This window comes from Xenorhabdus entomophaga, from assembly GCF_037996725.1.
Classification (GTDB): domain Bacteria; phylum Pseudomonadota; class Gammaproteobacteria; order Enterobacterales; family Enterobacteriaceae; genus Xenorhabdus; species Xenorhabdus khoisanae.
Map to the genome: position 1 here is coordinate 1 of NZ_JBBMXH010000081.1, position 22259 is coordinate 22259.

General features: G+C 42.8%; 18 protein-coding genes. 8 read left to right on the forward strand and 10 right to left on the reverse strand.

All coding sequences use genetic code 11. The features are described 5' to 3' along the window. Window positions 1–153: 153 nt before the first annotated feature. The gene (locus AAC854_RS15875) at window positions 154–564 is read left to right on the forward strand and encodes a DUF2628 domain-containing protein (protein ID WP_340617965.1); all 411 of its coding nucleotides are present in this window, start codon (window positions 154–156) and stop codon (window positions 562–564) included. A gap of 220 nt (window positions 565–784) precedes the next feature. Here AAC854_RS15875 and AAC854_RS15880 read toward each other — a convergent pair whose 3' ends face one another. Further along, the gene (locus tag AAC854_RS15880) at window positions 785–1933 is read right to left on the reverse strand and encodes a DUF1266 domain-containing protein (protein ID WP_340617966.1); all 1149 of its coding nucleotides are present in this window, start codon (window positions 1931–1933) and stop codon (window positions 785–787) included. 468 nt (window positions 1934–2401) lie between these two features. Between AAC854_RS15880 and zur the strand changes: the two genes are divergently transcribed. Continuing rightward, window positions 2402–2914, forward strand: a complete 513-nt coding sequence (gene zur / locus AAC854_RS15885) for a zinc uptake transcriptional repressor Zur (protein ID WP_340617967.1) — start codon at window positions 2402–2404, stop codon at window positions 2912–2914. Between the two features lie 149 nt (window positions 2915–3063). On the opposite strand, the gene lexA is transcribed toward zur, so the two are convergent. After that, window positions 3064–3681 (reverse strand): transcriptional repressor LexA, encoded by a 618-nt coding sequence (gene lexA / locus AAC854_RS15890; RefSeq protein WP_273548940.1) that lies wholly within the window; start codon window positions 3679–3681, stop codon window positions 3064–3066. Window positions 3682–3799: 118 nt separating this feature from the next. Then, window positions 3800–4171, reverse strand: a complete 372-nt coding sequence (locus AAC854_RS15895; protein ID WP_340617968.1) for a diacylglycerol kinase — start codon at window positions 4169–4171, stop codon at window positions 3800–3802. 137 nt (window positions 4172–4308) lie between these two features. Between AAC854_RS15895 and plsB the strand changes: the two genes are divergently transcribed. Beyond that, window positions 4309–6789 carry a glycerol-3-phosphate 1-O-acyltransferase PlsB gene (gene plsB / locus AAC854_RS15900; RefSeq protein ID WP_340617969.1) on the forward strand — a complete coding sequence of 827 codons (2481 nt, stop codon included), beginning with the start codon at window positions 4309–4311 and terminating at the stop codon, window positions 6787–6789. Window positions 6790–6841: 52 nt separating this feature from the next. Here plsB and ubiA read toward each other — a convergent pair whose 3' ends face one another. From ubiA to pgi, 3 genes are all read right to left on the reverse strand, one after another. Beyond that, complete coding sequence (gene ubiA, locus AAC854_RS15905) at window positions 6842–7696, reverse strand: 4-hydroxybenzoate octaprenyltransferase (RefSeq protein WP_340617970.1); 855 nt, start codon at window positions 7694–7696, stop codon at window positions 6842–6844. 28 nt (window positions 7697–7724) lie between these two features. Further along, window positions 7725–8234 (reverse strand): chorismate lyase, encoded by a 510-nt coding sequence (ubiC, locus tag AAC854_RS15910; protein ID WP_340617971.1) that lies wholly within the window; start codon window positions 8232–8234, stop codon window positions 7725–7727. Window positions 8235–8417: 183 nt separating this feature from the next. Further along, entirely contained in the window at window positions 8418–10064 is a 1647-nt protein-coding gene (pgi, locus tag AAC854_RS15915; RefSeq protein ID WP_340617972.1) for a glucose-6-phosphate isomerase, read from the reverse strand. A 265-nt stretch (window positions 10065–10329) separates the two neighbouring features. On the opposite strand from pgi, the gene lysC reads away from it, so the two are divergent. Continuing rightward, window positions 10330–11703, forward strand: coding sequence for a lysine-sensitive aspartokinase 3 (gene lysC / locus AAC854_RS15920; protein WP_340617973.1), 1374 nt, complete (start codon window positions 10330–10332; stop codon window positions 11701–11703). Window positions 11704–11782: 79 nt separating this feature from the next. Here the strand turns inward: lysC and AAC854_RS15925 are convergent, their stop codons facing one another. Next, the gene (locus AAC854_RS15925; RefSeq protein WP_422824096.1) at window positions 11783–12046 is read right to left on the reverse strand and encodes a type II toxin-antitoxin system HicB family antitoxin; all 264 of its coding nucleotides are present in this window, start codon (window positions 12044–12046) and stop codon (window positions 11783–11785) included. A gap of 133 nt (window positions 12047–12179) precedes the next feature. Here AAC854_RS15925 and iclR point away from each other — a divergent pair, with 133 nt between their 5' ends. The 3 genes from iclR (at window position 12180) to AAC854_RS15940 (ending at window position 15738) form a co-directional block, all read left to right on the forward strand. Then, window positions 12180–13010: a glyoxylate bypass operon transcriptional repressor IclR gene (gene iclR, locus AAC854_RS15930; RefSeq protein WP_047964232.1), complete on the forward strand. Its 831-nt coding sequence runs from the start codon at window positions 12180–12182 to the stop codon at window positions 13008–13010. A 194-nt stretch (window positions 13011–13204) separates the two neighbouring features. Further along, window positions 13205–15043 carry a phosphogluconate dehydratase gene (gene edd, locus AAC854_RS15935; RefSeq protein WP_340617974.1) on the forward strand — a complete coding sequence of 613 codons (1839 nt, stop codon included), beginning with the start codon at window positions 13205–13207 and terminating at the stop codon, window positions 15041–15043. A 53-nt stretch (window positions 15044–15096) separates the two neighbouring features. Further along, window positions 15097–15738, forward strand: coding sequence for a bifunctional 4-hydroxy-2-oxoglutarate aldolase/2-dehydro-3-deoxy-phosphogluconate aldolase (locus AAC854_RS15940; RefSeq protein WP_340617975.1), 642 nt, complete (start codon window positions 15097–15099; stop codon window positions 15736–15738). 63 nt (window positions 15739–15801) lie between these two features. Here AAC854_RS15940 and aceK read toward each other — a convergent pair whose 3' ends face one another. From aceK to aceB, 3 genes are all read right to left on the reverse strand, one after another. After that, entirely contained in the window at window positions 15802–17532 is a 1731-nt protein-coding gene (gene aceK, locus AAC854_RS15945; RefSeq protein ID WP_340617976.1) for a bifunctional isocitrate dehydrogenase kinase/phosphatase, read from the reverse strand. A gap of 81 nt (window positions 17533–17613) precedes the next feature. Then, on the reverse strand, window positions 17614–18921 hold the full coding sequence (aceA, locus tag AAC854_RS15950; protein WP_340617977.1) for an isocitrate lyase: 1308 nt from the start codon (window positions 18919–18921) through the stop codon (window positions 17614–17616). A gap of 57 nt (window positions 18922–18978) precedes the next feature. Beyond that, window positions 18979–20574, reverse strand: coding sequence for a malate synthase A (gene aceB, locus AAC854_RS15955; protein ID WP_340617978.1), 1596 nt, complete (start codon window positions 20572–20574; stop codon window positions 18979–18981). 511 nt (window positions 20575–21085) lie between these two features. Between aceB and AAC854_RS15960 the strand changes: the two genes are divergently transcribed. Then, window positions 21086–22153 carry a tyrosine-type recombinase/integrase gene (locus AAC854_RS15960; RefSeq protein ID WP_340617979.1) on the forward strand — a complete coding sequence of 356 codons (1068 nt, stop codon included), beginning with the start codon at window positions 21086–21088 and terminating at the stop codon, window positions 22151–22153. Window positions 22154–22259 lie beyond the last annotated feature (106 nt).

Here is a 22259-nt window from a genome sequence, read left to right on the forward strand (position 1 = left end):
GATTCGGTCAGTTGTTTATAGGTCATAGTGCATTTTCCTTTGGCGAGAAAGATGCCTACTATAGCAACTGACCGCCTTTTTCAGAAATTGCACTTATCATGCGAATCCAAGACCACTATAAATAAAATAGAACAAATATAGCTAAGGAAAAAAATGGATACATCTAAGTATTCTGAAAAATGGCAAGAACGTTTTGAATTTTTCGAGAAAAATGGCTCTCCCTATTGTAAGGAAAGTAAAGAACAATATATGCAATTGACTTTCATGAAACGCATTAAAATCGGCATGAATTTCTTTGCTTTTTTCTTTGGGATATTCTATTTCCTCATTATTGGACTATGGAGAAAAGGGTTAACTTTATTAGGAATGACCTTTTTAGCAGTTGCAATAATAGGAGTTATAGAAAGCATGATGGGAGTTGAGTTTTCAGATGCCATTTGGAGACCATTGGGATTGGTTTTCGCGGCCCTAAACGGTATAGTAGCTAATTACGCTTATTATTTAAAAGAAGTAAAAGGAGAGGATGGCTGGAATCCGTTTACAGGGGTATTTTCCAAAAAATAAAACCAATTCATAAAGATAGCAGATTTTAATCCCCCTGCTATCTTTGTCTCTTTCATATTTCCTTAACTACCAATGAAGGCCACGAAGAGTTAAAGCTAATCATAATCAACTAATTTTTCGTAGAAACTTTCATGAATGATTTCCCATCTTCGGTTCCTTTTGCAATACAGAGTAAGTGCCTATCCGTGTAGGCGATCAATGTAACTATCCAATGCAAAATTCAGTGCAGAATGCGAATTTCAGTATGGGTACTATCTTCATCCATTATTTCATCGTTGAGCGGATCTTCCATCTGATCTTGTAATATAGAATTTACGACATCAGCAAAACCATCTTTCATATATTGTTCCATGAAGATGCCTTTCGGATCTGGCCAAGGTAGTTGCGCTATAGGCCAATCACAATATTCTTTATAAAACCGGAATTCTTTTAAACGCCCTTTTACCGTGTCAAAATCCCGGCTCCAATAAGCGTTACCTAACCGATAATTAGTGTAAAACTCATCAAAGCTGCCAAAAATTTCATAAACATAATCTGCGGTTTTCAGTATATTTATCCACGCTGTTTCTTCACTGATATAACCCGCGGAAAAACAGTTCCTGCTTAAAACAATTGCCCGCCAGAGATCAAACCCCCAAAGCAAAGCGGGAGGACGCCCATCAATTGACCGAGAGCATTGCTGTACATATTCAGGTGATTCTTCAATCAAACTACCCAGTACCTTAAACATTTCTCCATCGGTGAAAACCGCATCAGCAGCAAAACGTTCTGAGTGCATTCCTGCCCATAAATCATGCAATATTTTCCAATAATCTTTTTCATCAAGAATACCCCAATTTTGGTAAACTTGAGATTGGTGAGGTTCTGCATCAGACAAAGGCAGAATACGGTATTGATAGTTATCGTGAGCAACTCGACTTTTCAGAGGATAATGCTCTAACGTTTCAGTCCAAAAACCATCGTAATAACAACTTACTACATGCAAACGCAATGCCTGACGTTTTTCTTCCGGCAAAACAGCACATTTTGCTTGCGAGCAATAACGTTTCTGCTCAGTAATAGGCAGGTTTTTGAGACATCGGAAACTATAAATAGAGAGAGATACGCCGATTAGGCTTAAACCAATCAATACAGCCCAAAGTATATAACCCATGAAAGGTGTGTTACTGGCACTGAGAATCAATCCCGTTATCCCTATCGATAACCCACTCAGTAACAGTGTTGCAATCCAAAGTATACTTAAGCCAACTGCCTGAATGGGTTTAAGAAACGCTATTCCTTTTCTTTCTTTGAGGATTGTTTTGACTATCCTGAAACCATCAACAGGAAATCTTCTATTATTCGGGTGATTTTGTAGTAACTCTTTCATTTTTAATCCATTAATCTGTATTTTATGATATTGAAATTTATTTCCGTCCTAAATGGAATTATTGGAGCAATGGTCACTTATTGTATTGTTCACTATAATTTATCTCTATTGGTAATAATATGAGAATATTACTTTCTTTATTGACTATAACTTGTTGTTATATTGAGATAATGAATTGTTAATTCCATATCATCACACTTATTTACCAATTTGATTATTTATATTATCCCTTATTTTCACTTTTATTTTTTCCGTTTTTTAGCCCATTTTATTGTTCTTATCCACCGATTGATTTTCAATCTGCATATTATTTAATTGGTAAGGGCATGTCACATAATGCCAAGATAGCCAGCCGCCTTATGTATATCAGGCACCAGAAAAGCGCTAATCATTGTGTGGACTCCACTCTCAGGCCCAAAAACATGGTAGTATTAAAGTCATTAGCATCGTGTAGGTGTGAGAGGTGTAATGAAAACTATCAATCAAAAAAAGTTGCTGGCACAGGCTGAGACAATCTGTCTGTCAAGAGGGGTTCGTTTGACACCTCAACGCCTTGAAATTCTTCGTCTAATCGCTGAACAGCCCAGCGCAATAAGTGCCTATGATTTACTGGATTTGCTGCGTGAAGTCGAACCACAAGCCAAACCGCCAACGGTTTATCGTGGTTTAGAATTTCTATTGGAACAAGGTTTTATTCACAAAATAGAATCCACAAACAGTTATGTTCTCTGCCATCATTTTGAGGAACCCAGCCATACCTCAGCGATGTTTATCTGTGAAGACTGTGGCTCCGTAACTGAAAAAGACGCGAAAGATATTGAATCCACTATTCAGCAGCTAGCACAAGGCACGGGGTTTCATTTACGAAATAGTGTGATAGAAGTGCATGGTTTGTGCTCTTCTTGCTATGAAATCGATTCCTGCACAGAACGAGATACATGCGAGCACAATCATTCAATTACAGAGAATAAAAAGAAATAAGGTGATAATGTTTAAAACCTGATTAAACGGTGAGGCGGTCATGGCTAATGCACTCACATATCCTCATGTCACCGCTTAATCTACGTTTAACGGGAACCGGGAAAAATGACCGCCTCAGAATGGCAAAGTGCAATTATCCGTTTTTACGCTCAGAACCAGTCTCCGCTACGAATAACACCTACTGCCAATCCTTCAATAGTGAAGCTCTGTTCACTCAAATCTACAACAATCGGTTTGAATTCTGGATTTTCAGCAATCAGTTCAATTCTGTTCCCAGTTTGTTTAAGACGTTTTACTGTGACCTCATCTTCAATACGCGCCACAATAACTTGCCCATTATGAACATCCTGTGTCTTATGAACAGCCAGTAAATCTCCGTCCATAATACCGATGTCTTTCATGGACATTCCACTGACACGTAACAAAAAATCAGCACTTGGTTTGAATAATTCAGGATCAACCTTATAGTGGTTTTCGATATGTTCCTGAGCCAGCAGTGGTTCGCCGGCAGCAACACGACCGATTAGCGGTAATCCCGCACCTTCACCTTGCTCTTCGAGAAGCAAACGGATACCTCTGGATGCACCAGCGATAATCTCTATCACCCCTTTACGTGCCAGAGCCTTTAAATGCTCTTCTGCCGCGTTAGGTGAACGAAAACCTAGGCGTGCCGCGATTTCAGCACGTGTTGGTGGCATACCCGTTTGCGAAATATGGTCACGCACCAAGTTATAGACTTGCTGCTGTCTGGCCGTTAATGCTTTCATTTCGCCCCCTGTTTGTTTATACAGTCAGACTGTGAGTATATACAGGTAAATTAGAATTGGGAACCTGCTAGCATGTAAAAGCAGCTAAATAACGTATTTTGATGAAAAACACATCATGTCAGCGCATGAAATGCGACCAAAGAATTGTTCCCCAAGTCAACAACGCAAGAATTATGGTTAGCAATACAGCCGCTGATCCCATATCTTTCGCCCGACCCGATAATTCATGATATTCACTACCAATACGATCCACGACGGCTTCTATGGCACTGTTAAGGATCTCAACAATGATGACAAGCATGACAGAACCGATCAGCAGGAGCCTCTCAATTAAACTAATATCTAAAGAAAATGCGATGATGATCGCAAATATGGCAGTCACTGCCTCCTGCCGGAATGCAGCTTCATTTTGCCAAGCAGCCTTAATTCCTTTCGCCGAATAGCCCGCAGCTTTGATGATGCGGGTCAAACCTGTTGATTGATTTGCCATGGTAATTTTTTTAAATGAGCTTAATAGTTGTATGGTCATATAACTTTTAGCTCTTATTATTGTCTTATTTCCACAGATCTCAAAATCTGTTTCTGGTATCCTTGCGACGCGTTGCTAACAAGAGGCTTAAAGCAGTTATGTCAGGTTGGCGTAAAATATATTATAAGTTATTGAATTTACCACTAAAATTTTTAGTAAAAAGTAAACTTATTCCTACGGATCCCATTGCTGAGTTGCGTCTTGATACGACACGGCCCATTTTGTATGTGCTGCCGTACCATTCAAAAACAGACTTATTGACCCTGCGTCAACAATGTCTGGCGCAAGATCTGCCGGATCCATTGAATCCTTTGGAAATCGGGGACACACAGCTTCCTAGCTATGTCTTTATTGATAACGGCCCACGTGTGTTCCGTTGTTATGCACCAAAACATGAATCTGTGAAAATCTTTCATTCTTATCTGGATCTGCATCGCAATAATCCTGATTTGAATATCCAGATGGTGCCAGTTTCCGTGATGTTTGGCCGCTCTCCCGGGCGTGAAGGACATGAAGAGAACACAACACCGCAGTTACGTCTGCTAAATGGTGTGCAGAAGTTTTTTGCGATCCTGTGGCTTGGGCGGGATAGTTTTGTGCGTTTTTCTACGCCTGTTTCCTTACGCCGTATGGCTGACGAACACGGTGCGGATGATATCATTGCCAATAAACTCGCTCGTGTTGCGCGGATACACTATTCCCGTCAACGTCTCGCAGCTGTTGGGCCTCGTTTGCCTGCCAGACAAGATTTGTTCAACAAGTTATTGGCTTCAAAAGCGATAGAAAAAGCGATTGCTGATGAAGCACGCAGCAAAAAAATCTCTCCCGAAAAGGCGAAGCAGAATGCCATCAATATGTTGGAAGAGGTTGCTGCGGATTTCTCCTATGAAACAGTGCGCTTGACCGACCGTGTTTTGAGTTGGACCTGGAACCGTTTATATCAAGGCATTAATGTTCATAATGCCGAGCGAATCCGCCGATTGGCGCAAGATGGTCATGAACTGGTTTATGTTCCATGCCATCGCAGCCATATGGATTATTTACTGCTTTCTTATGTGATTTATCATCAAGGACTGGTACCCCCACACATTGCTGCGGGCATTAACCTGAATTTCTGGCCTGCCGGCCCGATATTCCGCCGTCTTGGTGCGTTCTTTATCCGCCGTACATTTAAAGGCAATAAGCTCTATTCGACAATCTTCCGCGAATATCTCGGTGAATTGTTCTCCCGTGGTTATTCGGTTGAATACTTCGTCGAAGGTGGTCGTTCACGTACCGGGCGTCTGCTTGACCCGAAAACGGGTACACTCTCCATGACCTTGCAAGCGATGCTGCGTGGGGAATCCCGTCCAATCACGATTGTACCGATCTATATTGGTTATGAGCATGTGATGGAAGTTGCGACTTACGCCAAAGAGTTGCGGGGAGCCACCAAAGAAACAGAAGGCTTTTTCCAGATGGTGAATGGCCTGCGCAAACTGCGTAATCTGGGACAAGGTTACGTGAACTTTGGCGAGCCGATCCCGTTGGTACAGTACCTTAACCAACATGTTCCGGATTGGCGTGATTCCATTGACCCAATAGAATCCCAGCGCCCCACATGGCTGTCTCCAACAGTCAGCAAACTGGCTGGCAATATTATGGTCAATATCAATAATGCCGCCGCTGCCAATGCTATTAATTTGTGCACCACGGCATTGTTGTCGTCACGTCAGCGAGCACTTACTCGCGAGCAGCTTATTGAGCAGTTAGATTGTTATCTGCAATTGCTGAACAATGTGCCTTACACCAACGATATCACTGTACCGAACAAAACAGCGGAAGAGTTGTTGGATCATGCTTTGCTGATGGATAAGTTTGAAGTCGAGAAAGACAGTCTGGGAGATATCATTATCCTGCCACGCGAAAGCGCGGTATTGATGACTTATTATCGTAACAATATCCAGCACTTGTTGATCTTGCCATCCTTGATTACCAGCATTGTGATGCATCACCGTCGTATTAGTCGCAGTGAATTGCTCAGGCAGGTAGAGTTAATCTATCCGTTAATCAAACAGGAACTTTTCATGCGTTACAGTAAGGAAACGCTTCCTGAAGTCGTCAATACCCTGATTGATGAGCTGGCGCGTCAATGCCTTATCTGTAACAAAGAGCAAGGAATGTTGGTACTGAACCCTGCCCGCATCCGCCCACTGCAATTACTGGCGGCGGGTATCCGAGAAACACTGCAACGCTATGCAATTACGCTTTCTTTATTGAATGCCACCCCGGACATCAGTCGTGGTGTACTGGAAAAAGAGAGCCGGATGTTGGCACAGCGTTTATCAGTGCTGCATGGCATCAATGCACCAGAGTTCTTTGACAAGGCGGTTTTCGCCTGTTCAGTCAACACGCTACGCGAAGAAGGTTACATTCAAGAGAGTGGCGCTCAAAATAGTGGCACTATAGTTACAACCAACGCTCAGGCACTTTACCATGTGTTGAGCGAGTTGATGTCACCTGAAATTCGCCTGACAATTGAGAGCGTCAGTATGCCACCAGAGCAAAATGACCCTGAACAGGAAAAAGAGCAAGGATAATAACGTTACACTGAGCATAAATGATTAACGGGCGGTAATACCGCCCGTTATATTAGACATAGCTGAAAAAGACACCAAGGAATAAAATAAGGCCAACGTAGTTATTATTCATAAAAGCTTGAAAGCAAGACGCCCTTTCCCGGCCTGAGATCAGTTTTTGTTGATAAATAAACAACGCCGCTGCCAGCAATATCGTCCAGTAGTATATTCCCCCCAGATTCACTATATTGCCGATCAATACCAAAATACCCAACATAGCAAATTGCAGAATACCAATAATCAGTTTATCAAAGCGTCCAAAGAGCACAGCCGTCGATTTCACACCGATTTTTAGGTCATCATCACGATCAACCATCGCATACTGTGTATCATAAATCACTGACCAAATAACGTTGGCTAAAAATAACAACCAACACTCCAAAGGTAAGGACTCACTTACTGCGGCAAACGCCATCGGAATTGACCAGCCGTAGGCAGCCCCTAACACAACTTGTGGCAGATGGCTGACACGTTTTACGAAAGGATAGCTCCACGCCAGCGCCAAACCAACGAACGACAATGCAATCGTCATTTTATTCAGCGTAAGAACCAGCGCAAAAGAGATGAGCACCAGCGTGGCAAACAAGATTTTACTTTCTTTTTCGGTGATATCACCACTAGGAAGAGGACGAGATTTTGTCCGTTCTACATATCCATCAAATTTTCTATCTGCGAAATCATTAATACAGCATCCCGCAGCACGCATAGAAAACACACCAATAGTAAATACTAACAACACGTGTAAATTTGGTATACCTTTTGCGGCGATCCACAATGCCCAATATGTTGGCCATAATAATAATAATACGCCAATGGGTTTATTGATACGCATTAAACGGCAATAGGCACGCCATTTATTTTGCGTCATACTGACCTCCAATCTATTTCTCCCCTTATTATTTTGTTTTATATGCAGGTGACTCTGGCAGAAAAACTTCTGTGAGCAACAGTGGCTTACCAGACAATCTCAATAACGAACGCCGCACCCAACGGGACTCCTGCCAGCCTATTTGAATATAATCCCGGGTCAGATTATTACCACTAAAAAGGTAACGCCCGAGTGGAACGGTTCCTACATCAACCAATTTTCGATCTGGGCCAGTGAGTGTTTCTGCCGGAATAACAGTGCGGCCTAAAAGCCACGGGATATTATCTCCATATAAGACAATCTCGCGTAACCAATATTTTTCGCTCACAGGTAAGTGCTTACTTTCATCGCCTAATTCTTCTGCCGTGATGAAGCATTCCCGGAAAGGGGCAACAGATACCTGCTGACAGTGTTGTTCAAAGCGGTGTGTCATTGAGCCAACTTCCATCAGCCAGTCTAAAATATCGTCAGGAAGATCGGTCTCGTCTGCCGAAAACCAATGGATGGGTGTTGAAGTTAATATTGTGTCATCTGCCATGTCATTTTCTCATTGCGGGGAATATCAGTTTCCCCGACAGCACAACGAATGGGGAATGAGGATATCATGTTGCAGACCAATAAAATAAAAAGTTGATAACAAATTATGGAAATCATAAAAAAAACCTCCCCCGTAATAACAATAGTTATTGGGAGGAGGTGGAATAAACAAGAGGGAGTCAGATCATCGCCATTCTTTAAATCGGTTAATCAGGCCATTTGTAGAGCTGTCATGGCTGTTCACCGCTTCCGCATCGTGCAATTCAGGCAGAATACGATTCGCCAATTGTTTGCCCAACTCTACACCCCATTGATCAAATGAGAAAATATTCAGAATTGCGCCTTGAGCGAATATTTTATGCTCATACATAGCAGTCAATGCACCCAAACTAAATGGTGTAATTTCGCGCAATAAAATGGAGTTGGTCGGGCGGTTCCCGTCAAATACTTTGAACGGCACAACATTCGCCACATCCTGGGAATTTTTTCCAGCCGCCGCAAATTCTGCTTCTACCTGAGCCTGTGTTTTGCCAAAGGCCAGCGCTTCAGTTTGAGCAAAGAAATTGGACAGCAGCTTGCTATGGTGGTCGCTAACCGGATTATGGCTAATTGCTGGCGCAATAAAATCACACGGGATCAGTTTGGTTCCCTGATGGATAAGTTGGTAGAAAGCGTGTTGACCATTAGTACCCGGTTCACCCCAGATAATCGGCCCAGTCTGGTAATTGACAGGATTGCCATTACGATCGATGTACTTACCGTTTGATTCCATATTGCCTTGCTGGAAGTAAGCAGCAAAACGATGCATGTATTGATCGTATGGCAGAATCGCTTCAGTTTCTGCGCCAAAGAAATTGTTGTACCAAATGCCGATTAATGCCAACAAAACGGGAATGTTGTGTTCAAAGGCGGTCTGCTCAAAATGTTTATCCATCGCATGAGCGCCACTCAACAACTGTTCAAAATTTTCATAACCAATGGAAAGTGCAATGGATAAGCCAATCGCAGACCAGAGCGAATAACGTCCCCCTACCCAATCCCAAAATTCAAACATGTTTTGTGGATCGATACCAAATTTACTGACTTCCTGTTCATTGGTTGATAACGCTGCAAAATGTTTGGCAACATGTGCTTCATCAATGGCGTTTTGCAAAAACCAATTACGCGCAGAATGTGCATTGGTCATCGTTTCTTGCGTGGTAAAAGTCTTGGAAGCAATCAGGAACAAGGTTGTTTCTGGATTCAAAGTTTTTAGTGTTTCAGCAATATGAGTTCCATCAACATTGGAAACAAAATGCATATTCAGGTGATTTTTATAGGCTTTCAGTGCTTCGGTTACCATATACGGGCCAAGATCGGAGCCACCAATACCAATATTCACCACATCAGTAATGGCTTTACCCGTATAACCTTTCCATTCACCACTGATGATACGCTCACTGAATGCTTTCATTTTTGCCAGCACCGCATTCACTTGCGGCATGACATCTTCCCCATCCACCATAATCGGGGTGTTGCTGCGGTTACGCAGGGCAATGTGCAGCACAGCGCGATCTTCTGTGCGATTGATTTTCTCGCCGGAGAACATACTGCGGATTGCACTGCTCAAATCAGTTTCTTGTGCCAGTGCCTGTAATTTTTCCAGTGTTTCTGTAGTAATGCGGTTTTTGGAATAATCCACCAGCATCTGCTGATCAAATGTCGCAGAAAATGCCTTAAACCGTTCTTTATCCTGTTCAAACAGATCCCGCAAATGCACATTCTTCATTTGCTCAAAATGCTGCTGTAATGCTTTCCAGGCTTCAGTCTGGCTGGGGTTGATGTTTTTCATGGATGATACTCTCTATCAACTGTCAATAAACAATAGGAATGCACAGATTGTAACGGGTTAATTCTGTGGTTAATCTCCCTTTCCTTGTAATTACTGATATTGGTCAAAATAGTCAGTGATTTCCAGCCCTAATTGTTGAGATAGGCAAAAACGATAATTTTATCTCCATCATGAAAATTATTTATGCTTAATTACCAAACATTGACTCAATGCGCCTAACCCGATATTTCTAAAAGCCTATTCTTCGAACAAAAGGTTATCATCCATGTGCGCTGTTTCATCTCCTAATTCGCAGTATGTTGTAGCAAAATTCGGTGGTACGAGTGTGGCTGACTTTGATGCCATGAATAACTGTGCCGATATTATTTTGGCAAATGCTAATGTTCGCGTGGTTGTTCTGTCAGCCTCTTCTGGTGTGACCAATTTGCTGGTTGCATTAGCGGCTGGCTGCGATAACGATAAACGGGAGAGTTACCTGAAACAGATCCGTGACATTCAATATGCAATTATTGAGCGATTGAATGATGCGAACGTGATCCGCGAGGAAATTGATCGTCTGCTGGAAAATATTGAGATGCTGTCAGAAGCTGCGTCTCTTGCCACGTCAGAAGCACTGACTGATGAATTGGTTAGCCACGGTGAAATGATGTCCACCTTACTGTTTGTCGAGCTGCTGCGCCAGCGCAATACGGATGCAGAATGGTTTGATATCCGCCGGATCATGCGAACCAGTGCTCATTTTGGAAAAGCAGAACCCGATACCCTCCAACTCCGTACTTTAGCGATGGAGCACCTGCATCCTCGCCTGAACAATACGATTGTCATCACTCAAGGTTTTATCGGTAGAGAGGAAAAAGGCCGTACAACTACGCTGGGACGGGGAGGCAGTGATTATACTGCCGCTTTGCTGGGCGAAGCGCTTGGATTACAACGCGTTGATATCTGGACAGATGTTCCGGGCATCTATACCACCGATCCCCGTATTGCCCCTACCGCTAAACGCATCAATACAATTGCTTTTGATGAAGCGGCAGAAATGGCGACATTTGGCGCCAAAATTCTCCATCCTGCCACATTGCTCCCGGCCGTTCGCTCCGGCATTCCGGTATTTGTCGGCTCCAGCAAAGATCCTCTCGCGGGCGGCACAGTGGTTTGTGATAAAACAGACAATCCACCGCTGTTTCGTGCGTTGGCATTGCGCCGCAAACAAACTTTACTGACTCTGCATAGCCTGAAGATGTTACATGCGCGGGGTTTTCTGGCAGAAGTCTTTACCCTGCTCTCGCGCCATAATATATCGGTGGATCTGATTACGACATCGGAAGTGAACATCGCCCTGACACTGGATACCACTGGCTCCACCAGCACCAATGGTAGTTTATTGACGAATGCCTTACTGACTGAACTTTCCACGTTATGCCGTGTGGAAGTCGAAGAAAATATGGCATTGGTAGCAATTATCGGCAATGAACTTTCGAAGTCTAAGGGATTGGGAAAAGAAGTTTTTAGCGCTCTGGAATCCTTTAATATTCGGATGATTAGCGGTGGTGCAAGCAGTCATAATATCTGCCTGCTCGTTCCCGGCAAAGATGCGGAACAAGTAATTCAGACGTTACATCGGAGTTTGTTTGAAATATGACAAAGTAAATTGAACATGGCTCTAAAAACCCGCATAACGCGGGTTTTCTTAATTTTGCAAAAAGGATATTAAACCGAGCTTACGAATGTATCGATAGTTCACGTCGTGCTAATTCTGCGAAAAATCCACTACGGCTGTGATACTCGTTGTGTAAACTGACATAATCATCAATTCGGGCTAAGAGAAACTGTGGCAAGGTAATATTTAGTTTAGTCGTGTGTCCTTCGTATCTAGACAAATCTATATCAACGTAAGCCCAGATCCCACCAGTACAATCTTCATCCGCAAGATGATCAGCCACTGTTTTCGGCTCTACTGGTGTCTTCTGTCCCTGTTCATTCAAATATTCACTACCAACACATCGGATGTGTTTTCCTCCGCTTTATCATCCATAATAAGAAAACGAAAATAAGTTCCATTTTGTGTTCATTGCAGCCATCATTGCTGCAAACCGATTATCATCCAGAGGGCATCTTATGAGTACAGCAGTTGCCAATAAACGTACAAAAAAAACTAAAATGACAACAAGCAGTGCCGCTGCAAGCGGCCAAGTTCAGTCTTTAAGCCGAGGTCTGACACTTTTGGAATATATTTCCGATTCACCTGTCGGTGTTGCCCTGACTGATCTGGCGATCCAAGCAGGCTTGCCCAACTCCACCACTCATCGCCTCTTAACGACTTTGCAGCAACATGGTTTTGTTCGTCAAATTGGCGATCTGGGTTTGTGGGTCATTGCTTCTCATACTTTTGTTGTCGGCAGTAGTTTCCTACAAAGCCGCAATTTGATGGTGCTGGTTCACCCTATTCTTCGTCAGTTAATGGAAGATTCCGGTGAAACCGTCAATCTTGCCATTCTCAATCTTGATGAATATGAAGCTGTGATTGTCGATCAGGTGCAATGTAATGCGCTGATGCGTATGTCAGCTCCAATTGGCGGTAAACTGCCGATGCACGCTTCCGGTGCCGGTAAAGCTCTTCTTTCCACATTGTCGGAACAAAAACGGCTTCAATTACTGCATAAAAAAGGTATGCACGCCTATACTCAGCACACCTGTACTACCGCCGCAGCATTAACAGAAAATCTGGAGCAAATCCGCAAACAGGGGTTTTCATTTGATGATGAAGAGCATGCGTTGGGATTACGATGTATTGCCGCCTGTATCTATGATGAACATCATGAAGCCTTTGCCGCCATTTCTATCTCTGGCCCGATATCACGCATCTCTGATGATCGAGTCATTGAACTCGGTGCTCTTGTTATGCGCGCGGCAAAAGCTGTCAGCCGGGAATATGGTGGAATTAAGTAATTTTTGCCGAAACCCATCTAAAAAGCTGATTTGTTGACGAGCTGTTACGTTTCAGCTTTAAAAATTGATGTGGATCACAGATAAAATGCGTAGTCGGCGAAAGTTGATTGCATCCTCTGATTATTGCATTAACAATGTTACCGGTAACAATGAAACAATAGTCACATTCCATTGTGGTGTCGGGAGCAATTATCATGACAACAAACCAGAACAGCACGGCTACCAACGAAACTGTCGCGCGTATTACACAGCGTATCATTGAACGCTCAAAAGAGACTCGCAGCCATTATTTGGCACGCATTGAAGCCGCTCGTTCGAAAACTGTCCACCGCGCACAACTGGCATGCGGTAATCTGGCTCATGGTTTTGCAGCCTGTCAGAATGATGAAAAAATCGCACTGAAGAATATGGTGCATAATGACATCGCCATTATCTCTTCTTACAACGATATGCTCTCCGCCCACAAACCTTATGAAGACTATCCACAAAAATTAAAAGATTCTCTGCGCGCAGTTGGTGCGATCGGTCAAGTCGCCGGTGCGGTTCCCGCCATGTGCGATGGCGTGACACAAGGTCAGGACGGCATGGAGTTATCCCTGCTTAGCCGTGACATCATTGCAATGTCGGCTGCCGTTGGGCTTTCACATAATATGTTTGATGGCGCTCTGTATCTGGGTATTTGCGACAAAATTGTACCGGGCTTAGTCATGGCTGCCTTGTCATTCGGGCACTTGCCTGCTGTTTTTGTTCCCGCAGGGCCAATGGCCAGTGGTTTGCCAAACAAAGAGAAAGTTCGCGTTCGCCAGCTTTATGCCGAAGGTAAAGCTGATCGACAAGCACTGCTGGAAGCTGAAGCAGCGTCTTATCACAGTATCGGAACTTGTACTTTTTACGGCACAGCGAATTCAAACCAAATGGTGATGGAAATAATGGGGCTGCATTTACCGGGCGCTTCCTTTGTCCATCCAGATACATCGCTTCGTGAAGCCTTAAATGATGCCGCCGCACGTCAGATCACACGTCTGACTGAAACTTCAGGTAATTATCTTCCATTGGGTCAGATGGTCGATGAAAAAGTCATCGTCAATGGCATTATTGCACTACTGGCTACCGGAGGATCAACCAACTTGACCATGCATTTGGTTGCCATGGCAAGATCCGCAGGGATCATTATTAATTGGGATGATTTTTCTGAACTGTCAGAAGTTATTCCTCTGCTGTGTCGCATCTATCCAAATGGGCCAGCAGATATCAACCAATTTCAGGCTGCCGGCGGGGTGACGCTGGTTATCCGCGAGTTACTGAAAAAAGGCTTACTGCACCGTGATGTCAATACTATCGCCGGGTTTGGTCTGGAACGTTATACTCAAGAACCGTGGCTTAATGAAGGCCAGTTAGCATGGCGTGAAGGTGCTTTCTCTTCATTGGACAGCAATGTTATTGCCAGCATTGAACACCCCTTCGAGCGTCACGGTGGTACGAAAGTCATGACCGGAAATCTTGGCCGTGCAGTTATGAAAACTTCTGCGGTTCCGGTGGATAACCAAGTCATTGAAGCCCCCGCAGTGGTCTTTAATAGCCAGCATGATATCGCCCCTGCTTTTGAGGCTGGCAAGCTGGATCGTGACTGCGTTGTGGTTGTCCGCTATCAAGGCCCGCAAGCGAATGGTATGCCAGAATTACATAAGTTGATGCCACCACTGGGCGTTTTGATGGATCGTGGTTTTAAAATTGCTTTAGTCACTGATGGCCGTTTATCCGGCGCTTCCGGTAAAGTTCCTTCAGCCATTCATGTCACGCCAGAAGCCAGAACAGGCGGATTGCTGGCAAAAGTACAAAATGGTGATTTGATCCGTGTTGATGGTCGTACCGGAGAGCTTATGCTTCTGGTTGATGAGCAGGAATTGGCACAAAGAACACCGTATCAGCCAGATTTAAGTGAAGGGCATATTGGCTGCGGCCGTGAACTCTTTGGCGCACTGAGAACCCAACTTTCGGGTGCAGAACAAGGGGCATGTTGCATTACATTTTAATAAGCGAGGGATTTTAAATCCCTTGTGTTCTGATTTAACGAGAGAAACAGCTAATGAATAACTGGAAAACAACCGCAGAAAATATCCTGACTGATGGCCCTGTCGTCCCTGTCATTGTTGTCAATGAGATTGAACACGCCGTTCCTTTGGCAAAAGCACTGGTTACCGGCGGAATTCGGGTCTTGGAAGTGACATTAAGAACGGAATGTGCAGTAGAAGCTATCCGCCTTATTGCTAAAGAAGTTCCTGAAGCGATTATCGGTGCAGGCACGGTTATTAATCCTGAACAACTGGCTACTGTCACCGAAGCTGGCGCTCAATTCGCCATCAGTCCAGGATTAACTGAAGAATTGTTAAAAGCGGCAACTTCGGGTTCAATTCCTCTTATTCCGGGGATCTCTACCGTTTCTGAGTTGATACTGGGGATGAGTTATGGCCTGAAATGCTTCAAATTTTTCCCGGCAGAAGCGAATGGTGGAGTTAAGGCATTGAAAGCGATTGCCGGCCCATTCCCACAAGTGCGCTTCTGCCCAACGGGTGGTATTTCTCCTGAAAACTATCGTGATTATTTAGCATTAAATAGTGTTCTGTGCATTGGTGGATCATGGTTGGTACCAAGCGAGGCATTGAAAAAAGGGGATTATGCCCAAATTACGGAATTGGCACGTACTGCAATTGCAGGAGCCAAAGCGTAACTTGCTTATTTAATATTTTTAGTACGGAAATTAACTATTTCATAATTTCCGTATATTTTCTATTTAATTCACTTCATCACGCTGGCTGAATCGCTGTCTATGGCGATAAGCAAAGACATCTTCCACATGTCCGTTTTTTATACGCTCTTGCAATGCCCGCCAGTAATCCGCTTTGAATAGGTCACTGTGGCTCTCTTCGAAGTAACCTCGAATACGTTTGTCTGTGCATAAAAAATGCCGAAATTCTTCCGGAAAAACATCGTTAACAGCCACGCTATACCAAGGCTCACTAGCCAATTCATCTTCCGGATAACGTGGTGGAGGAATATCCCGAAAATTGACTTCGGTCATGTAGCAGATCTCATCATAATCGTAGAAAATAACCCGACCGTGGCGCGTAACGCCAAAGTTTTTAAACAACATATCACCGGGGAAAATATTTGCTGCGGCTAACTGCTTAATCGCATTTCCGTACTCTTCTATCACATCTTTCAATTGCGCTTCATTGACTTGTTCCATGTAAATATTCAGCGGCATCATTTTACGTTCCATATAAAGATGTTTTATCAAGATCTTATCGCCCAAATCTTCGAATTTTTCCGGTATCTCCTTTTGCAATTCCTCCATTAATTCAGCGCTGATATGGCGTTTATCAATGACAAAATTTTCAAATTCCTGTGTATCAGCCATTCTTCCCACACGATCATGTTCTTTGACTAAACGATAGCATTCCTGCACCCGCTCTTGGGTAACTTCTTTCTGTGGCGCAAACTTGTCTTTAATCACTTTGAATACGCGGTCAAAAGAGGAAGACGCAAAAACCAGCATCACCATGCCCTTAACACCCGGTGCAATCGTGAACTGTTCTTGGGAAAAATTAATGAATGCCAGATATTCACGGTAATATTCCGTTTTACCGTGTTTCTGGCAACCGATTGCCATATATAACTCAGCCGTGGATTTTGTCGGTAAGATCTCACGTAACCACTCTACCAAAGCGGCGGGCAAAGGCGCGTAAACCATAAAGTAGGAACGAGCGAAGCCAAAAACGATGCTGGCATCATCATGACTGGTCAAGCAGGTATCGATAAAGATCCCTCCTGATTCATCATGATGAATGGGTAGTAAAAATGGGTAAGTGACTGTTCCCATTTTTATTTTTCCTACTAACCACGCCGCCTTATTACGATAAAATAGCTCATTGGCAATTTGGAATGTCGCGTGCAGTAAATCGTGTTGGGGAAATGTATTCTGTAAATATTGCGTGATGTAACAAATATCCCGTTCTAAATTTTCCCATTTAAGACGCAATGGCAGATCACTTAAAATTATTCGCAACATGGAAGCAAGGCAGCCATTCGGGGAAAAATCCCGTGATAAAGGGCGAGAGATCTCACGAAAACGACAGGCTGGCTGAGAAGATAGGATAAATAAATTTTCTGACTTCAAATTACGGTGCTGAAACAGACGGCAGTAAACCGAATTGAAAAAGCTTTCTGCAATCTCGAAACGGGGATAATCGGGCAATAACTGGGTATAAACAGCTTTGATTCCAGAGATGTAATCCTCATCCTGCTGCAATGAACTGTGAATACGCTTCAACTGTTCGACTACCAAGCCAACGTGATGATCATACAAATTTATTCTCTTTTTCATGGCCCGCTGTACCGCGTGCCAATCCGCCTGTTCAAAACGTTGCTGTGCGCCTGACGTGACTTCGAGAAATCGACCATATTGCGCATCAAATCCTTGCAAAATGGTTTGTGCAATTAAATGAGCGAGATCTATTTCCATATTTAGCCACCTTATTTGGCACGTAAAGGGGAATTCCTTATGGAATCCCCCAACAATATCAATGGAATGGATATAACAAATTTAGAATTGCTGCTCTTCTGTTGATCCTGTCAGAGCCGTAACAGAAGAAGCCTCTCCCTGAATAATTGTAGTTACTTTATCAAAGTATCCCGTACCCACTTCCTGCTGGTGTGAAGAGAATGTATAGCCACGTTTAAGAGCAGCAAATTCTTGTTCCTGTACTTTTTCAACATAATGTTTCATACCTTCGCCACGGGCGTAATCGTAGGCCAAATCAAACATGTTGAACCACATGCTGTGTATACCCGCCAACGTGATGAACTGGAATTTGTAACCCATCGCCGACAACTGCTCCTGAAAGCTGGCAATAGTTTTATCATCCAGATTCTTTTTCCAATTGAAAGACGGAGAACAGTTATAGGCCAGCAGCTTACCCGGATATTTTGCATGAATAGCTTCGGCAAAACGGCGAGCCGCTTCAATATCTGGTGTAGAAGTTTCACACCAGACAACATCGGCGTAAGGAGCATAAGCCAATCCACGGCTGATGGCCTGATCAATCCCCGCGCGAGTACAGTAGAAACCCTCACAAGTCCGTTCGCCTGTAATGAATTTGCTGTCATAAGGATCGCAATCTGATGTCAGAAGATCGGCCGCATCTGCGTCAGTACGCGCGACTAATAGCGTTGGCACGCCAGATACATCCGCCGCCAAACGTGCAGCTACCAGTTTCTGGATGGCTTCTTGGGTCGGAACCAAAACTTTCCCCCCCATGTGCCCACATTTCTTCACCGCAGCCAATTGGTCTTCAAAGTGAACCGCAGCCGCTCCTGCTTCAATCATCGCTTTCATCAGTTCAAATGCGTTCAGTACTCCACCGAACCCGGCTTCTGCATCCGCAACAATCGGCAGGAAATAATCAATATATTCCTGACTGTCTGGATCGATGTCGTTCGACCACTGAATTTGATCTGCCCGACGGAAACTATTATTAATACGTTTGATGATATTAGGTACAGAATCAACTGGATACAATGACTGATCGGGATACATGCTTGAAGCTGTATTTGCATCCGCTGCAACTTGCCAGCCAGAAAGGTAAATCGCTTCAATACCTGCTTTAGCCTGTTGAAGAGCCTGACCTCCCGTCAGCGCCCCAAGCGCGTTCACATAACCTTTTTTGGATTTGCCATGCAACAATTCCCACAACTTTTTCGCTCCCCTCTGCGCTAAAGTGTGTTCAGGGTTAAGTGAACCACGCAATTTAATGACATCCTCAGCACTATATGGGCGAGTAATGCCTTCCCAACGCGGTTGTTTCCATTCTTGTTCTAATTGAGCGATTTGTTGTGTCCGGGACATGGTCATGATGTTCTACTTCCTATTCTTAATTAATCGGATATTTTTGCCATTATTGTTTTTAAATTAGTCTAATAACTGATAACCAGGTAACGTCAGGAAATCAATTAAGTCATCCTGTGTGGTAATTCTTTCCATCAAGCCTGAAGCTTCTATAAATCGCCCCTGATCAAAACGAACTCCCCCAACCTCTTGCCTAATAACCTCAAGTTCTTCTTTGAGCATTTCCTTAAAGAGTTCTTTTGTTACCTTTTTACCGTTGGAAAGAGATTTTTCATGCCGAATCCATTGCCAAATAGAGGTACGAGAAATTTCTGCCGTCGCAGCATCTTCCATCAAGCCATAAATCGGTACACATCCATTACCCGAAATCCATGCTTCTATGTACTGAACAGCGACACGAATATTCGCGCGCATTCCCTCTTCAGTCCTTTCTCCCGAACAAGGCGCAAGCAACTGTGCAGCCGTAATGGTTTCATCTTCTTCACGCAAAACTGTCAATTGGTTCTGGCGCTCTCCCAATTTGGAATCGAAAACCGTCATGACAATATCTGCAAGCCCCGGATGAGCGACCCATGTGCCATCGTGACCATTATCGGCTTCCAGCTCTTTGTCAGCCCTGACTTTATCCAACACTTGCTGATTTTGTTCAGGATCTTTGCTAGGAATAAATGCCGACATTCCCCCCATCGCAAACGCACCGCGTTTATGGCAGGTTTTAATCAACAAGCGGGAATAGGCACTCAAGAAAGGTTGTGTCATCGTAACAGACTGGCGATCCGGCAAGACACGATCAGCATGATTTTTTAATGTTTTGATATAACTGAAAATATAATCCCAACGCCCACAATTGAGGCCAACAATGTGATGGCGTAAGTAGTAAAGTATTTCATCCATTTGAAACACAGCAGGCAGTGTTTCAATCAGAACCGTGGCTTTAATAGTGCCTTTTGGCAAATTGAAACGTGATTCTGTAAAACTGAAAACATCACTCCACCATTGAGCTTCGTGGTAACTCTGTATTTTCGGCAGGTAAAAATAAGGACCGCTGTTTTTTTCCAGCAGTTTTTTATGGTTCAAATAGAAGTAAAGGGCAAAATCAAATAATCCCCCCGAAATCGGTTCGCCTTTATAAAGAACGTGTTTTTCCGACAGATGCAGTCCCCTGACCCGAGCAATCAATACTGCGGGATCTGGCTTCAATTCATAACGCTTACCTTGCTCATTGGTATATGAAATAGTGCCATTGACAGCATCTCGTAAGTTGATCTGCCCGCTTATAACTTTATCCCATGCCGGAGCTAATGAATCCTCAAAGTCCGCCATAAATACTTTTACATTTGCATTTAAGGCGTTAATAACCATTTTACGTTCTACAGGACCTGTTATTTCGACTCGGCGATCTTTGAGATCATCAGGTATTCCCTGTATTTTCCAATCCCCATCTCTAATGGAAGATGTTTCCGAAATAAATTCTGGGAGTATTCCATCATCTATTTTTTTCTGCCATTCAATCCGTTCTTCCAATAATTTTTCACGCCTGCCAGAAAATTCAACAATCAAATCTTCTAATAAACCAATAGATTCAGGTGAAAATACCTGATTCTCTGCCTCACCAAAAGGCTTCACAAAGGTCAACTGGGTTGTTAACATCTGCTGCATACTCCCCTCTTTTCGTCTTTTAAATACTCAACCTAGTTAAGATTAACCAATTAAAAAAATAAATCAAAAACGATTTCCATTATTTTTTAATTTAAAAATTAACCAAATAAAATCAAGTGATTAAGTTTACTTAAAGATAAGAAAGACAGGGAAATAAATTCCAAAAGAACAAATAAAAAAGTGTTAAGTTTTTGTTATGTATAAGAAATGACTAATGTCTGGAAATCATCAATATGGAAAAGAAAATTAAAAAAATGAGAAATGGCTCGCTTCAGCCAATCCTCATTTTTCTATTTCAGATGGAGATCAATCTAAGGAAGGATTCATAAAAGTGAGATCATATGGCGTTGTATAATTTCATGTTCTCATACTTCCTTAAGATATAAATTTTTCATTTAAAATCAAATTATTATCAAAAAATAAACCTGTATATTGTTCCAGTATTTATTGACGTTTACTCACTCTTACGCCACACTATGTATAAACATTTGTATAAATATTTTGAGTGATCATGGCTACCGAACTAAACAAGCTCAGTGACAAAAAACTTAAGATTTTGCAAGGAAGGGAAAGCGACAAAATTGAATTTTTTGCCGATGGTGCTGGATTGAGTGCAAAAACGTCCAAAATTGGTGGTATTAGTTGGGTTTTTACCTATCGACTTGATGGTAAAAAGCTAAACCGCCTTACCATTGGACGCTATCCCGATATGAGTCTTAAACAGGCTCGGGAAACGAGGGACAAATGTCGTAGTTGGTTAGCATCCGGTAAAGATCCAAAGCTCCAATTTAACTTAACGATGCAGGAATCATTAAAACCAATCACTGTAAAAGACGCTATTGAATATTGGATAGAAAATTATGGCAAAGACAATCGCGTATCTATTGATAAACATGTGGCTCAACTAAAGAAATATATTTACCCATATATTGGAAACATGGCGTTATCAGACTGCGAAACGCACTATTGGCTTCAATGTTTTGATAAAATCAAAAAGAAATCTCCCGTTTCTGCTGGATACATATTTCAACTCTGCAAACAAGCTTTAAAATTCTGTCGAGTAAGAAAATTTGCTATTAGTAATGCACTGGATGATTTAACAATTCCTGACGTAGGTAAAAAACAAAATAAAGGAGACAGGGTTTTAACTGAAAATGAAATAGGGCAATTGTGGAAATCTATAAATACAAACATCCATCCCCCTTACTATAGTAATTTATTAACACTCTTGATTGTATTTGGCTGTCGAACTCAAGAGGCCAGATTATCAAAATACTCAGAATGGGATTTTGATTCCATGTTGTGGACTGTCCCAAAGGAAAATAGTAAATCAGGAGAAAAAATCATCCGCCCAATACCTGAATATTTAAAACCTTTTTTGGATAAATTAATTAACCGCCATAATAAAAGCGGTTATCTATTGGGTGAATTAAAAAACAATGCAACAGTGTCACAATACGGGATAAGAATATGGAAAAAATTAGGACATAAGGAAAAATGGACGTTGCACGATTTGAGGCGTACTTTAGCAACTAAGATGAATGACATGGGCATAGCACCGCACGTAGTTGAACGCTGAGTTAACATATTAAGTGCAACAGGTGAGATATTAAAAGGTGGGAGTCAACTGTGATAAATTTCACAGCTCTCACACCCGAAATAGTAGCCTGATATGCATAAACAAA